Here is a 13,536-nt window from a genome sequence, read left to right as displayed (position 1 = left end):
AGGGCGAGACTTTCAGGCGGCGACTTCGGAGTGCGCTGGGACGGGTGGCCGGACGCCCGTGAGTGACTCCGCGCGATCGAGAAGGCGCGGCGCCAGTTCCGGGTACCAGCCACGGGCTACGGCTTGCAGCATCTCCGCCAGGGCCGCGAGTTCTCCGACTCGGCCGGCAGGGGTGTCCAGCACCGAAGCGAACTCCAGCCGGATACGGTCGGCCACGTCGGGAACGAGCAGGCTGTTGACATGGAGAAGGCCCGCGTCGTAGCCGAAGGGCACCCGGCCCCACCGCTCCCAGTCCAGCAGGGTCAAGGGCATGGCCGTGAGGTTCCCCCAGTGCAGGTCACCGTGACCGGTCACCCGCTCGACCTTGGCGGGCGCTGGGATGCCGAGGAACTGGGGGAAGGCGCGCTCGATCCACCCGTCCCGGACGGTGGCCTTCATTCCCTCCGCCTCAGCGAGAAGATCAAGGGCTCGGTGCAGGTCGGCCCACCACTCGTCAGGCAAGCCGGGGTCGTGGTCCAGGTCGGCCCGCTCCGGGGATACGACGGGTTGCCGGACGTAGTCGAGGACTTCGGCTTCGAAGGCCCACTCGCCGTCAGTCCAGTCGTGCACCTCGTACAGGCGCGGGCGCGGGACGCAGTCGGGCACGAGCAGGGAGGCCCCTACGATTCCCTCCCCCCGCGTCCTGCCCGCGTTCCTCTTCGCGCTCCGGCTCACCCGTAGCCACCGGTCTCCAGCCCGGCGTCCGAGGGTGACACCTTGGAAGCCCCACGCCAGCGGACCCGTGCAGGTGAGACCCAGAGTCTTGGCCGCCCGGTTGTGAGCGGCCTCCATCAACGTCTGTACGTCCTCAGTCGGCGGCGAGTTCATCGGTCACCCTCCTCAGTTCCTCGGCTGTCAGCGGCGCAGCCAGAGCCTTCGCCGCATCGTCCCAGTGTTCCCGGGTGCTCGCGGAAGTGAGGACGACATCGAGGCCGGGGCACGATGCAGCAGCCAGCAGGGCAGCGGCTGCGGCCGACAGGCCGGGGCGGATGAAGTTCACCAGTTCGGGTGTCATGGCATCCAGGAGTTCGCCGCCGTGCATGGGTGCGGAGCCGAACGTGATCAGCCCAGCGCCCTTCGCCTGCACCAGCGGTCCACCGCCGTCGAGTGCCTGCGTGATCGGATCGTCCACGACCAGACTGACGGGCATCTGCAAGCCCGTGAAGTGATGCTCGGCGGAACCCGCCGCTTGTCGGGCGAGCGCGAGCAGCTCGGGAACAGTGAACGCTTCGGAGGTCAGGCCCGTCCAGGTGGCGACGCCGTACCCGCCGATCCTGCCCTCACGGGCGAACTCTTCCAGCACGGTGAAGGCTTCCCGCACACGCCAGTGCAGGGCGGCACGGTCCAGGCCGTGCCGGTGGTGCTCCGGGTTGTGAACGAAGACCAGGTCCACGCGGCCGAGCACGGCCAACGAGCACTCCGTCTGCCAGCGGACGAAGCCCGGTTCAAGGTTGTACCTACTGGCAGCCTCTTCCCTGGTAAGCACGCCCTCAGCCAGGGCGGCCCGGCCTTGCTCCTCCGTGAAGAACCCCGTCTTCGTGGCTACACGAACGGTCGGGTACTCCCCGAGAACCGGGCGCAGCTCCTCATGTGCCCGGCCATGTGCGTAGTTGGGTGCCGTGTCCACCCACGGGCTACCCGCAGCCAGGGCGGTGCGTGCCGCCTGACTGACGGCACGTACGCGGTAGGTCCCCAGGGACAGCTCAGCGGTCACAGCGCCGTCCCCACGACTGCGACGGCTTGGCCCTCGATGAGGGCGGAGACCAGTTCGGCCACGTCCTTTACCTCCAGTCCGGCGGAGTCGGCGAGATCGCCGAGCGTGTTCGGCTGACCGGTCAGCAGTGTGACCAGAGCGGGCGCGGCGGACTCGGCGAAGTCCCAGGCGGTACCGGCCGCCGAGAACGTGACCGTGCCATCTGCACGGTTCGCCGTCAGACGACCTCGCGGAGCGGTCAGCTTGACCATGATCTCCGGTCGTGCGGGCAGCCCGTCTACGTAGGGCAGCGAGGGAATCGCGTGCCCCTGATCGGTCGTGTCGATCGACTCCGCCCACCGCTGCACCAACCGGGGGTCCGCCAGTTCGTCCAGCACCTCACGACGTAAGGCGGCGGTGAAGTCGGAGTGCTCGGGCAGTGAAGCGAACCGGGGGATGTCCTTCCGCAGCGCGAGGGACGACCGAAGCTGGTCCACGACCCAGAGCAACAGATCGGCGCCCGTGTGGGGGACCATGCCGAACGTCAGGTGAAGCGACTCCGTCCCCTGGTCAGCCGTGACCGCGTGCCACCAGCCACGCGGCAGGTAGAGCACATCACCGGGGGCGAGAACGATGTCCGCCACCGGGTCGCCCTCGGGCCTCTCCGGCGACTCCACGTCCCGGAAGGTCGGAGCCTCACGGGTGGAGCCGTACAAGCGCCACCGCTTCGAGCCATGCACCTGCACCACCACAACATCGTGGTCGTCCCAGTGCAGGCCGAAGCCCTCGCGATCGGTCCACGACGCGTACACGTTGGCCTGCACGGACGTACCGAGGAACCGTTCAAGACCTTCGGCAGCCGCACCCACCGCCGGGTGGATCTTCTCGACCGCGTCGAGAACCAGCGACGCCCCGTCCCTGAGCTGGGCGTGGAAGTCGGTCGGCTGGATGCGGGACCAGGTGACCGCACGGCGGTTCGTGGTCGGGATCGCGTAGCGGTGAAGGGGGACCATCTCGCCGTCGGCCGACAGGCGCAGCCGGGGCGGCTCCAGTCGTTGCGTGGCGATGATCCGGTTGAGGTCGTCCCAGGAGAACAGGCCCGCCGTGTCGGCGATGCCGGGGAAGTGCGCGTAGGAGCGGTGGTACGTCTGGGCGAGGAACGTGTCCCCGCCCAGACGCCCCGCCCACGAGGCTGCATCAAGCATCGTGGGCTACCCCGTTAGTCGTTGCCGTCGGAACGGCCACTGCTGACGTCGGACTCCTGCTCGGCACGGGTGCGCGCGGCCATGATCTTGCGCTTCGAGACGAGCAGGCCACCCCCCTCGGGGGTCACCGAAGCGGTGTTCTCTTCCACCATCGGGCTTACCTCTCTATTCGGGAATTCCCGCCAGGAATCTGGCGAGAAGACGGGAGGGCAGCAGCCTGTGAGGCAGCTACCAAGTCGCAAGGACTCCGGCCAGGAACAGGGCCATGCCGCCAAGGAGCATCGCCACGTAGAGCGGACCGGCGTACCGGCCGAAGAGGCGAAGCAGCCAGTGCCCTGAGCCAGACATCACGGTGTCCTCGGCTCGATGCCGGCCGGGCGGAGCGAAGCGGCCGACAGCGAGTCGTGGCCCGTGCAGCGGGCACACGCGCAGGGCGGGAACCGGCCCGGATCGGACAGGACGACGAACGGGTCACCCTCACTGACGCTGGTGCTCTGCTGCCAGGTCCGACCCGAGTCACGGGAAACCCGAAGGGTCATCAGAACGCGGCGGTCAGCGCCGAGGTCAAGGGCCTGAGTAGACCCGAAGCCGTCGTTCGCCGTGCCGTTCTGCGTTGCCATGTCCGTGCCCTTCCACAGGTTCTCGCCCGTGCCGTTTGCGACAACATCAAGGAAAGCGCGGGGAGTCCGAGCACTCCACGGCATCGATGCGGCAGTCTTGATGCAGATCCGTGCACGGGAGCGGCGTAGGTTCTGGTCAGGGGAAGGGGCCGTCATGGGACTGGCGGAACGACGCAGGGCCCTGGGCTACAGTCAGGAGAAATTGGCCCAGTTACTTGAGGTGGACCGCACAACGGTCGGCCGCTGGGAGAGCGGCAGGATCGCCCCTCAGCCGCCCCAGCGGCGACGCTTGGCCATCGCCCTCGAAGTCACCCTCTCCGGGCTCGACGCCCTCCTGACGCAGCCACGAGCCACCAGCCAGGGGGCCACAGAGCAGCAGTCCAGTGACCACCCAGGCGCGGGAGACCCCGACGAGATGATCCGCCGCGAATTCCTCCGTATCCTCACCATCAGCGGGGTCTTGACCACCCTGCCGTTCGATGAGGCAGAAGCCCTCACTGACGGGGTGCGCAGGGGTGCGCCCGCCGACTTCATGCGGATGAACAACCACCTCTGGCAGGTCTACCAGCTCGCCCGCTCCAAGGGCTCCGTCTACCCCATCGTCCGTGACCAGCTGTCGACACTGAACGAGGCGCTGGCAGCAGACACCCGAGGCAACTCCCGCCCGCTCCTGAACGCGGCAGCCGACCTCTTCCAGTTGGCCGGAGAAGTCGCCTTCGACGCCAACCGGTACACCGACGCGGCAGCTTCGTACTCCCTGGCAGCATCCGTCAGCAAGGACGCCGGAGCCTACGATCTGTGGGCGTGCGCCCTCGTACGCCACGCCTACGTGGACATGTCCGCGCCGAACTACCGCCAGGCCGCGCAGATCCTCGCAGCGGCGGAGCGACTGGCCGCGCGGGGAGACAGCGCCCTCGCCACCCGCCAGTGGGTTGCTGCGGTCCAAGCCGAGGCGTACGCCGGCCTCGGCGACCAGGCCGCGTGTGAGCGCGCACTGGACCAGGCCGAGGAGGTAAGGGACTTGACCGCGGGCAGTACCAACGGTGGCTGGCTGCGCTTCGACGGCACGCGGTTGGCCGAAGAACGGGGAGCGCGCTACGTACAGCTTGGCCTCCTCGACCTGGCGGAGGAGACCTTGAAGAAGGCGCTGGCGCAGACCGCCCTTGCCTCCGGGCCGTCGTACCGGCGCAGGGGTGCCGTCCTGACCGACCTTGCCGCCGTCGGGGCGAAGCGGCATGACCCCGACCAAGTCGTCACGTACGGGCGGGAGGCCATCCAGTTGGCCCAAGCATCATCGTCCGGATACGTCGCCCGTAGACTTCAGGCCCTGTGCGAGGAGTTCGGCCCCCTGAGCAAAGACCGCCGCGTGGCGGAGTTGGGGGCGGAGATCGCCACGCTGAGCACGCCGTGACGAGAGGGGTTGGCATGTCGCAGATCGAAGGCGCGCGAGTGTTCCGGGAAGCCTGGATCGAAGGAGTGCACCGCCACTTCCCGGGAGAGCCCAAGGCCGGGTACGTCACCCCCTGGGAGGACACGCCGCAGTGGGAGCGCGAGGCCGCTGGTGCCGTCTACCAGCAGGTCCGCCAGTTCATCGAGATCAGCGACGGCCACGCGGGCAGGCTGTCCCGGGAGCAGAAGGGCCGGTTCGTGGCACTGTGCTGGACAGCACAGATGTTCAAGCACTTCGAGGACCCCAAGCCGGGGTACGTCGCCGACTGGCCCGACCTCCCGGCATGGCAGCAGGAGACCGACGCCGACATCTTCGAGGTCATCGAAAAGTCCTGATCAGCCACCGGGAACAGCCAGGGCCGGAGGGCTGGTCACGTGACCAACGCATGACCAACAGCGGCCCGAAAGCTACTGAAACAGCAGGAAAGAAGAGGGGAAGTGCCCGCCGAAATCCAGCCTACCGACGGGCGTTTCCCCAGGTCAGAGGCGCTGAGAGCTGTTGCCCGAGTGGAGAGTTCAAGTCCCCCCTCGGACACCAGCTGAGACCCCAGTTCTTCTGGGGTCTTTTGTGTTTCCGGACGGTGTTACGGGAACGGCCCCCGCGGAAATGTCACCGCGGGGGCGTTGCCCTGACCGAGCGAGGTCAGGCGTTCTCGCGCTCCTGTGCCAGGTCGTTCACCCGGCCGCGGACGACGAACCAGCCGCCGACCAGCGCCGCCGCGATCAGCGGCAGGCACAGCACGGTCGTACGGCCCACTCCGCCGCCCCACCACATCAGGCACACGACACCGGCGAGGAACGCCAGCGTGACGATCTGTGTGTACGGGGCCCAGGGCAGCCGGTAGGAGGGGCGGGTGACCCTGCCCTCCCGCGAGCGGTGCCAGAACAGCAGCGAGCAGAGCATGATCATGCCCCAGGTGCCGAGGATGCCGATCGACGCGAAGTTGAGGACGATCTCGAATGCCTGGCCCGGCATGACGTAATTGAGCACGACACCGAGTACACCGAAGCCTGCGGTCAGCAGGATGCCGCCGTAGGGCACCTGGCCCTTGTTCATCCGGCCGGTGAACTTGGGCGCGGAGCCCGCCAGCGCCATGGAGCGCAGGATGCGCCCGGTGGAGTACAGACCGGAGTTCAGGCTGGAGAGCGCCGCGGTCAGCACGACCAGGTTCATCACACCGGCCGCGCCCGGGATACCGAGCTTCTCCATGACGGTGACGAAGGGGCTCTCGTCCGCCGAGTACGAGGTGTACGGCAGCAGGAGGGCCAGCAGCACCACCGAACCGACGTAGAAGAGGCCGACGCGCCACATGATCGAGTTGATCGCCCTGGGCATGATCTTCTCGGGGTTCTGCGTCTCACCCGCGGCGACGCCGCACAGCTCGACGGAGGCGTACGCGAACACGACGCCCTGGATCACCATCAGCAGCGGGAGCATGCCGGTGGGGAAGATGCCGCCGCTGTCGGAGATGGTGGAGATGCCCGGCGTGTGACCGTCCACCGGGTGCTGGGTGACCACCAGGAAGATGCCGATGAGCATGAAGGCCACCAGGGCGGAGACCTTGATGATCGCGAACCAGAACTCCATCTCACCGAAGTACCTCACCGAGATGAGGTTGGCGGTGAGGACGACGGCGAGCGCGATCAGCGCGAGGATCCACTGCGGGATGTCGCTGAACATCGCCCAGAAATGGGCATAGGTGGCGGCCGCGGTGATGTCGGCGACGGCGGTGGTCGACCAGTTCAGGAAGTACAGCCACCCGGCCGCGAAGGCGCCCTTCTCGCCCATGAACTCCCGGGCGTACGAGACGAAGGCACCGGAGGAGGGCCGGTAGAGCACCAGCTCGCCGAGCGCGCGGACGACGAAGAAGGCGAAGACACCGCAGACCGCGTAGGCAACGGCGAGCGAGGGACCCGCACCGGCCAGTCGCCCGCCCGCGCCCAGGAACAGGCCGGTGCCGATCGCGCCGCCGATGGCGATCATGTTGATGTGACGGGACTTGAGGTCCTTGCTGTAACCGGCGTCGCCGGCGTCCCGATGGGGGGAGCTCGTCGCCGGTGGGGCGGCGGCGAGCGTATCGGCCGCAGTGGTGCGGTCACTCATGAAGGGGATTCGCCTTTGTGTGGGGAAGGTGGGCGGTCCCGGCCATGACCGGCCAGGGAGTCGTCACCCGTGGCACGGCTCAAGGGCACATCATCCGGGAATCCTGCGATTCTGGCAGTGCCCTACATCACTCAGGGACAAATCTGAGGTATTTCGGAGGTTACGGGCAGGTAAGCAAGGGTGCCCAAACGTTGCCCGATGCGGCACTGGCGAGGAGGAGTGGTTCAGCTGCACAGGGCCGCGTCCACGGCATTCTCAAGGTGCTTCACGGCTTCATTGGTCTTCGGTTCAAGGGTCATCGTGACGCTGGCGGCGCGGCCGTCGTCGGTGGCTGCGGCCCAGGTCCCGTAGCCGGGGATGGCACCGCTGTGGGCCCAGGCGACACGGTCGTGGGCGGGGTCGTCGTCGCACGGCAGTGGTGTGCTGATGATTCCCAGGCCGGCGTTGTAGCCGTCTTTCCCCATGGGGACGGTGGTGCGCATTTGGTCGAGCTGGGCCTTCGCGAGGAGGCGGCCGTCCAGCAGCGCGGAGAAGAAGCGGTTGAGGTCGGAGTTGGTGGAGACCATCGCACCTGCCGACCAGGACGCGGAGGGGTCGATCTCGGAGACGTTGCGCAGGGGCGCGCCCGGGGAGTCCTGGCGGTAGCCCTGGGGGTGGCGTTCCCGGATGGCCGTCTCGCCGGCGGCGGGGAAGTAGGTGTGGCGCAGCCCGATGCGCTGGATGACGCGCTTGTCGATCTCTTCGGCGAAGGGCCGTCCGATGACCTTCTGCACGATCAGCCCGGCCACCAGGTAGTTCGTGCTGCTGTATCCATACCTCGCCCCTGGAGCGAAGGCGGCTTCGTGTCCCAGGGCGACGTCCAGGGCATCGCGGGGCGAGAGGTGGCGACGCTCAAGGATGTCCTTGGTGACGTCGTCTTCGTATTCGGGAAGTCCGCTGGTGTGCTGCAGGAGCTGACGGACCGTGATGTGGCGTCCGTCGATCCCCTTCCCCCGGACGAGGCCCGGCAGATAGGTGTCGACCGGGGCGTCCAGGCTGATCTTGCCTTCGCCCACCAGTTGCAGCACGACCACCGCGGTGAACGTCTTGGTGACGCTGCCGATCCGCACCTGACCGTCCCGGGGCACCTTCGCGTGAGTGTCCCGGTCCCCTTCACCCGCGGTATAGGTACGGTCGTGCCCGGCGCCGTCCCGCGCACTCGCCAGCGCACCAGGTGCGCCATCCGAGCGCACCAGCGTCTCCAGCCCCTGTTGCACGGGGTCCGGGCCGGCGGCGGTCGCGGGTGCCGTCACGCCGACGGTGACAGCGGTGGCCAGGGTAAGGGCGGCGAGGGCGAGGCGGGTACGCATCGAGGTTCCTCCAGAGCAACGTTGACGGGCCTTGGCGACAAGATCCACCCTGCTGGGAGCGGTCGCCGTTGCCCATCAGTGATCGCCCTGATCGGACCCCTGGCTCGCCCCTGAGGCACGGTTCGCCTGCAACCGGCGTTGCGTGGGATGCCCTTGGTCACAATCCGGTCTCGGAGGCTCGGTGGGGTCTTGTTTTCGGCCGTGTAATCGATTCCAATCATCGTTGTAATCGATTCCATGGCTCTGGGCGGCTGGTTTCTGGGCTCACGGAAACCACAAGGAGGTGGTCCGGAAATGGCGAGCATCAAGGATGTCGCGGCCGAGGCGGGAGTGTCCGTCGCCACGGTCTCCCGCGTTCTCAACAGCCATCCCTCCGTCAGCCCCGACGCGCGCAGACGTGTCCTCGCAGCTGTCGACGTCCTCGGCTACCGGCCCAACGCCGTCGCCCGTTCGCTGCGCACCGATCAGACACGCACCCTCGGCCTCGTCATCAGCGACGTACTCAACCCGTACTTCACCGAACTGGCCCGATTCGTCGAGGAAGAGGCCCGCGCCCTCGGCTACAGCGTCATCATCGGAAACGCCGACGAGCGGCCGGACCTGCAGGAACATCACATCCGCACGCTCCTCGACCGCCGGATCGACGGACTCCTCGTCTCCCCGGCCGACGGGAGCTCCCCGCTCACGCCGGGCGCCGCGGGCAGCGGCACGCCGATGGTCTTCGTGGACCGCTGGATCCAGGGCGTGGACGTCCCCGTGGTGCGTGCCGACGGCCGCGACGCCATCCGGGACCTGGTCGCCCACCTGCACCGCCTCGGCCACCGCAGGCTCGCGATCATCGCGGGACCGGCGGCCACCACCACGGGCAACGAGCGCGTCGAAGCCTTCCGCGAGGCGCTGCGTGAGCACGGACTCGCGCTGCCCGACACCTACATCGGGCAGGGCGACTTCCAGGCGGACAGCGGGCGCCGCGCCACCGAGCGCTTTCTGGACCTTCCCGAACCGCCCGAGGTCGTATTCGCCGCCGACAATCTGATGGCACTCGGCGCGCTGGACGCGATCCGCGCACGCGGGCTGCGCGTCCCGCAGGACATCGGGCTCGCGGCCTTCGACGACATCCCGTGGTTCCTGCATACCGACCCACCGATCACGGCCATCGCCCAGCCGACCGGCGAACTCGGCCGAGCCGCCGTGCGGGCGCTGGTCGACCTCATCGAGGGACGGTCCCCGCAGTCCGTCACCCTTCCCGCCCGCCTTGTCGTACGCAGTTCCTGCGGCGAGCACGCTTCGAGCCGGAGGGGCAGCCTGTGAGCAGCCAGGGCGAGTTGCTGCGCATCGAAGGCGTACGCAAGGCCAAGGCGCGCGAACTGGGCATCGCCCGGCTGGAGATGGTGGAGATCGCCAAGGCGCTCAGCCTCGACGCGTGCGTTCTGATCACGCCTACTCCAACTCCGGCTCGCCCGGCGGCAACACGAAGGCGGGCATGTCGCTGTCCATGCTCAACAGCCCCTTCTTCGTACAGATGAAGGCGGGCGCCCAGACGGAGGCGAAGGCGGCCGAAGTCGCAGCCGAAGGAACTGGGCAAGATCGCCGTGCAGAAAGCGGTGCGGGCCGCAGAGGGCAAGAAGGTCGATAGCATGGTGAAGGTGCCGGTTCAAGGTAGTCACCGAGAAGAATGTCGCCGACTTCTCCCGAACAGTGCCTGAGCAGCGTCCGATCTCGGAAAGCAGGAACAATGCACGTCAACGACCACCACAAGTACGACCTGCTGGTTGTGGGCTCGGCCAACGCCGACCTGGTCATCGGTGTCGAACGCCGTCCGGCACCCGGTGAGACCGTGCTCGGTTCCGATCTTGCCGTCCACCCGGGCGGCAAGGGAGGAAACCAGGCGGTGGCCGCCGCCCGCCTCGGGGCCGTCACTGCGCTGCTGGCACGGGTCGGCGATGACGCCCACGGCCGCCTGCTGCTCGAATCGCAGCGGGCGGCCGGGGTGGACACCGAGGGCGTCCTCGTGGGCGGGGCACCGACCGGAGTCGCGCTGATCACCGTGGACCCCTCCGGCGACAACAGCATCGTGGTGTCGCCGGGGGCCAATGCCCGGCTGACCCCGGAGGACATCCGGGCGGCCGGACCTCTCTTCGAGGCGGCGCGGGTCGTGTCCGTACAGCTGGAGATTCCGCTGGAGACGGTTGCCGAGGTGGCCGGTGTCATGTCACCCGGTACCCGGCTGGTCCTGAACCCGTCCCCGCCCGCACCCCTGCCCGATCACGTGCTGGCCGCCTGCGACCCCTTGGTCGTCAACGAGCACGAGGCGCGCTACATGCTGGGGGAAGCCGCCGGCGCCACGCCTCAGGAGTGGGCGCGAGCACTGCTGAAGCTCGGCCCGCAGTCGGTCGTGGTCACGCTGGGTGCGGCGGGCGCGCTCGTCGCCGACGGCCGTACGGGTGACGTCGTACCCGTACCGAGCCCCAAGGTCGAGGCTGTGGACACGACGGGGGCGGGCGATGCGTTCACCGCCGCCCTGGCCTGGCGGCTCGGCCTGGGAGAGCAACTCGCCGAGGCCGCCGCGTTCGCCGTCAGGGTCGGTGCGGCGGCCGTCACCCGGCAGGGCGCGCAGGAGTCCTACCCGAGCGCGGAGGAAGTCTCCGCGCTGTGAAGAAGGCAGGAATGCTCAACCGTTGTCCGGCCGGGCGCGGCCGAGTCGGACCGGGGCGACGGGGTGCTGATCTGTGACGTGGGCGTGCCCATCTCGACCGGCCCGCGCCTGGCCGACCTGGCTTGCCGGGCCGGAGTCCCTTATTTCGCCGAGGTGCTCGACGGAACTGCTGGACCCGCGCCGCCCCTGTGAATACCCGGGGTGGCAACCGGTCACGACGTACGGCTGCCGCCCGATCTCCCGCGAAGCGCAGCGGGGACACGGTGACGTATCTGTCCGGGCGTCCGTGGTCTGCGCGTAGCCGCAGGCGGGGCAGAGCCGCTACACCGACCAGGCGCGCCGCTCCGGACTGCCGATGTCCAGGCGCGCGACATGCCTGTAGCCGTTGACGTAGAAGCTGTTGCCCGGGGCCAGTTCGGTCGGGGCGAGCTTGCGGGAGCGCTCGTCATCACGGACCTCGCTGCGGTGGGTGCTGGTCGGATCGGACTCGGGATCTCCCCCGGCGGGGTCACCGGTCTCCTTCCTGTGGAGCGTGCCCTCCAGTGTCGTCACCGTGTCGGCCAGGCCGTAGTTCGGCAGCAGCCCCAGATCCACGAGTACACGGTGTGCGCTGGTCTGGCTCGGGTTGCGCAGCAGATCGCGGGTCGAGCGTCGCTCGGCAAGCAAGTCCCGGTGTTCCGGACACCGAGTGGCCGGCTACAGCCGCCACGCAGTGGTGAGCAGGCCGAGGAGTTCCGCCTGTCGCTTCTCCAGGTGTTCCGGTGTCCAGGTGTCCTGTCCCAGAACCTGCGTGGTCAGAGGAAATGTGACGACGCCCCGCCTGAGGTATCGCTCCTTCTTGACGGTGAAGTCGAGGTTCTGGGCCTGGGAGTTCTTCGTGCGGCTGAGCAACACCAGATTGGCAAGCTTGTGTGTCCACCTCGCACGCTCGCTTTCGGTGAAGTCCGCCCGCCACTGCGATGCGAGGTCCGGATTCTGGGGAAGCACGTGCTCGACAGTGATACGCGGTGAGTCGTACGTCGCCACGACATCCTCCTCAGCGACCAACTCATCGAGCCGCAGCAGGATGTACCGACGCGTTCTGGTCTCGTAATAGACATCACCGTCGAGGCGACGAAGAGTCTCTTCCCGTTCCACTTCGGTCAGCTCGAGGGAAGGGGCGTCGAGCCCCCTTCCTGCTGTTAGCTCCTTGAGTAGTTCGGCGAAGCGAAGCACGCGGGGAGTGGTGTACACACGACGGATGAACATGCTTGCGGCGAGGCGCTCCAGGGCCTGGGAGAACGAACCCAGCCACACCGGATCGTCTCCATGGTGGCGCAGCGCCCAAAGCGCAGCCGGCCACCAGTCGTTGTTGTCCAGTTGCAGTAGTCGACGGAACCACAGATTGACCTGCGCAGACCCGTCGCCGGCGGAGTATGTCTTGTCCCGGATCACGGCGAATGCCTCGGCATAGGGGACAAGGACCTCGTCGACGAACTCCCTCGCCCGTCCCTGCTTGTAGTGAACCAGGACCTGTGTCTGGAACTCCTTGAGCAGCTCCTGCCGGGCCCGCTCGCCGGAGAAGATCATGCGGATGTGGAGAAAGAGGTCGGAGAAGTCCTCGCGGCCGAGGCTTTCCTCTGCGTCCTCCCACCGCGTGGCATACGTCTTCGAGGCCTCATCGTCGATCTCACCGATGATCTGAGCCTTGAAGATGTCCGCAGGCGACAGATCAAGACCTCGGGAGTTCATGACGCTGAAGATCCGGTGGGCACTGTCCAGATCAGGAGTGCTGACCGCGACGAGGAATGTCTGGACACCCATCAGCGTGCACAGTGCGAGCCGCTGCTCGTCGGACCAGGTCGTGAGCGCCGTGTTCAGGACCCTCGCATTGGCCTGGAGAGCCCTCTGCGCATCGGTCTTCAGGTTGTGCGGGTTCAGCGCCAGGAGCGTCCTGATGGAACCAAGGGTCTGAATGTGCTGGTGGAAGAAGTCGGCGTCCCGACGACGCAGAGTGAGCCGGGGCTTGGCCTTCAGCCCCAGGACGGTGTTCCCGGGCTCGGAGATCATCGCCACAAGGTTGGTCACTACGTCCTGCTGCTGAGCCAGATCACGCAGCACGGCCAGCAGGATGGTCAATGTCGTCAGCCGCTGCTGACCGTCGATGACATCGGCTTCGGCGGCACGGCTGTCCTTGACAAGCACCAGGGAGCCGAGGAAGTAGGGCTCTCCGTTGCCGCGGAGGAGCGCTTCCTCCAGGTCGGCAAGCAGCTGTTCGGCCTGCTCGGTCTCCCACGCGTAGGGGCGCTGGTACTCGGGGATGCGGAAGTCGTAGTCGCTGCAGAAGACTTTGTGAAGTGGCACTTCGCGTGCTTCGAGCTGAGCCATGAACGGCATGATTCCTCATGCACAGCCAACTCCGCAGCGGAGTAGGCAGGATAC

At 67.7% G+C, this 13,536-nt stretch carries 13 protein-coding genes and 1 pseudogene; 5 read left to right on the top strand and 9 right to left on the bottom strand.

All coding sequences use genetic code 11. The annotated features are described in order from the left end of the window. Positions 1-12: 12 nt before the first annotated feature. The 5 genes from OG609_RS05680 to OG609_RS05660 form a co-directional block, all read right to left on the bottom strand. Entirely contained in the window at positions 13-867 is an 855-nt protein-coding gene (locus OG609_RS05680; protein WP_327271780.1) for a hypothetical protein, read from the bottom strand. Next, entirely contained in the window at positions 848-1,753 is a 906-nt protein-coding gene (locus OG609_RS05675) for an aldo/keto reductase (protein WP_327271779.1), read from the bottom strand. Before OG609_RS05675 ends, OG609_RS05680 begins: the two co-directional genes overlap by 20 nt. Next, entirely contained in the window at positions 1,750-2,937 is a 1,188-nt protein-coding gene (locus tag OG609_RS05670) for a JmjC domain-containing protein (protein WP_327271778.1), read from the bottom strand. The genes OG609_RS05675 and OG609_RS05670 overlap by 4 nt, the downstream gene beginning before the upstream one ends. Positions 2,938-2,951: 14 nt before the next feature. Continuing rightward, positions 2,952-3,089 (bottom strand): hypothetical protein, encoded by a 138-nt coding sequence (locus OG609_RS05665; protein WP_327271777.1) that lies wholly within the window; start codon positions 3,087-3,089, stop codon positions 2,952-2,954. A gap of 195 nt (positions 3,090-3,284) precedes the next feature. Beyond that, complete coding sequence (locus tag OG609_RS05660) at positions 3,285-3,557, bottom strand: hypothetical protein (protein ID WP_327271776.1); 273 nt, start codon at positions 3,555-3,557, stop codon at positions 3,285-3,287. Positions 3,558-3,711: 154 nt separating this feature from the next. On the opposite strand from OG609_RS05660, the gene OG609_RS05655 reads away from it, so the two are divergent. Both OG609_RS05655 and OG609_RS05650 read left to right on the top strand, forming a co-directional pair. After that, positions 3,712-4,968, top strand: coding sequence for a helix-turn-helix domain-containing protein (locus OG609_RS05655; RefSeq protein ID WP_327271775.1), 1,257 nt, complete (start codon positions 3,712-3,714; stop codon positions 4,966-4,968). Positions 4,969-4,982: 14 nt separating this feature from the next. Continuing rightward, positions 4,983-5,342, top strand: coding sequence for a hypothetical protein (locus tag OG609_RS05650; protein WP_327271774.1), 360 nt, complete (start codon positions 4,983-4,985; stop codon positions 5,340-5,342). A gap of 307 nt (positions 5,343-5,649) precedes the next feature. Here OG609_RS05650 and OG609_RS05645 read toward each other — a convergent pair whose 3' ends face one another. Continuing rightward, entirely contained in the window at positions 5,650-7,110 is a 1,461-nt protein-coding gene (locus OG609_RS05645; protein ID WP_327271773.1) for an amino acid permease, read from the bottom strand. A gap of 224 nt (positions 7,111-7,334) precedes the next feature. Further along, entirely contained in the window at positions 7,335-8,459 is a 1,125-nt protein-coding gene (locus tag OG609_RS05640; RefSeq protein WP_327271772.1) for a serine hydrolase domain-containing protein, read from the bottom strand. A 294-nt stretch (positions 8,460-8,753) separates the two neighbouring features. Here OG609_RS05640 and OG609_RS05635 point away from each other — a divergent pair, with 294 nt between their 5' ends. The 3 genes and pseudogenes from OG609_RS05635 to OG609_RS05620 all read left to right on the top strand — a co-directional run. Beyond that, positions 8,754-9,770 (top strand): LacI family DNA-binding transcriptional regulator, encoded by a 1,017-nt coding sequence (locus tag OG609_RS05635; protein ID WP_327271771.1) that lies wholly within the window; start codon positions 8,754-8,756, stop codon positions 9,768-9,770. A gap of 424 nt (positions 9,771-10,194) precedes the next feature. Beyond that, complete coding sequence (locus OG609_RS05625) at positions 10,195-11,115, top strand: ribokinase (RefSeq protein ID WP_327271770.1); 921 nt, start codon at positions 10,195-10,197, stop codon at positions 11,113-11,115. Next, positions 11,112-11,280: pseudogene (locus tag OG609_RS05620) on the top strand (RbsD/FucU domain-containing protein); the annotation flags it as partial. The gene OG609_RS05625 and the pseudogene OG609_RS05620, both read left to right, overlap by 4 nt. Positions 11,281-11,436: 156 nt before the next feature. On the opposite strand, the gene OG609_RS05615 reads toward OG609_RS05620, so the two are convergent. Together OG609_RS05615 and OG609_RS05610 are read right to left on the bottom strand one after the other, a co-directional pair. Further along, positions 11,437-11,781 carry a hypothetical protein gene (locus tag OG609_RS05615; RefSeq protein ID WP_327271769.1) on the bottom strand — a complete coding sequence of 115 codons (345 nt, stop codon included), beginning with the start codon at positions 11,779-11,781 and terminating at the stop codon, positions 11,437-11,439. Positions 11,782-11,811: 30 nt separating this feature from the next. Continuing rightward, positions 11,812-13,482 carry a DUF262 domain-containing protein gene (locus OG609_RS05610; protein ID WP_327271768.1) on the bottom strand — a complete coding sequence of 557 codons (1,671 nt, stop codon included), beginning with the start codon at positions 13,480-13,482 and terminating at the stop codon, positions 11,812-11,814. Positions 13,483-13,536: the final 54 nt, after the last annotated feature.

The sequence above is a fragment of the Streptomyces sp. NBC_01224 genome (assembly GCF_036002945.1).
Classification (GTDB): Bacteria; Actinomycetota; Actinomycetes; order Streptomycetales; family Streptomycetaceae; genus Streptomyces.
The sequence above is the reverse complement of the archived record's forward strand: the minus strand, read 5'-3'. Positions and strand labels throughout refer to the sequence as shown.

Bases quoted from the DNA above. Each gene is read 5' to 3' on its own strand.
- OG609_RS05680 (WP_327271780.1), bottom strand. From the start codon at position 867: ATGAACTCGCCGCCGACTGAGGACGTACAGACGTTGATGGAGGCCGCT.
- OG609_RS05670 (WP_327271778.1), bottom strand. From the start codon at position 2,937: ATGCTTGATGCAGCCTCGTGGGCGGGGCGTCTGGGCGGGGACACGTTC.
- OG609_RS05665 (WP_327271777.1), bottom strand. From the start codon at position 3,089: ATGGTGGAAGAGAACACCGCTTCGGTGACCCCCGAGGGGGGTGGCCTG.
- OG609_RS05660 (WP_327271776.1), bottom strand. From the start codon at position 3,557: ATGGCAACGCAGAACGGCACGGCGAACGACGGCTTCGGGTCTACTCAG.
- OG609_RS05655 (WP_327271775.1), top strand. From the start codon at position 3,712: ATGGGACTGGCGGAACGACGCAGGGCCCTGGGCTACAGTCAGGAGAAA.
- OG609_RS05650 (WP_327271774.1), top strand. From the start codon at position 4,983: ATGTCGCAGATCGAAGGCGCGCGAGTGTTCCGGGAAGCCTGGATCGAA.
- OG609_RS05645 (WP_327271773.1), bottom strand. From the start codon at position 7,110: ATGAGTGACCGCACCACTGCGGCCGATACGCTCGCCGCCGCCCCACCG.
- OG609_RS05640 (WP_327271772.1), bottom strand. From the start codon at position 8,459: ATGCGTACCCGCCTCGCCCTCGCCGCCCTTACCCTGGCCACCGCTGTC.
- OG609_RS05635 (WP_327271771.1), top strand. From the start codon at position 8,754: ATGGCGAGCATCAAGGATGTCGCGGCCGAGGCGGGAGTGTCCGTCGCC.
- OG609_RS05625 (WP_327271770.1), top strand. From the start codon at position 10,195: ATGCACGTCAACGACCACCACAAGTACGACCTGCTGGTTGTGGGCTCG.
- OG609_RS05610 (WP_327271768.1), bottom strand. From the start codon at position 13,482: ATGGCTCAGCTCGAAGCACGCGAAGTGCCACTTCACAAAGTCTTCTGC.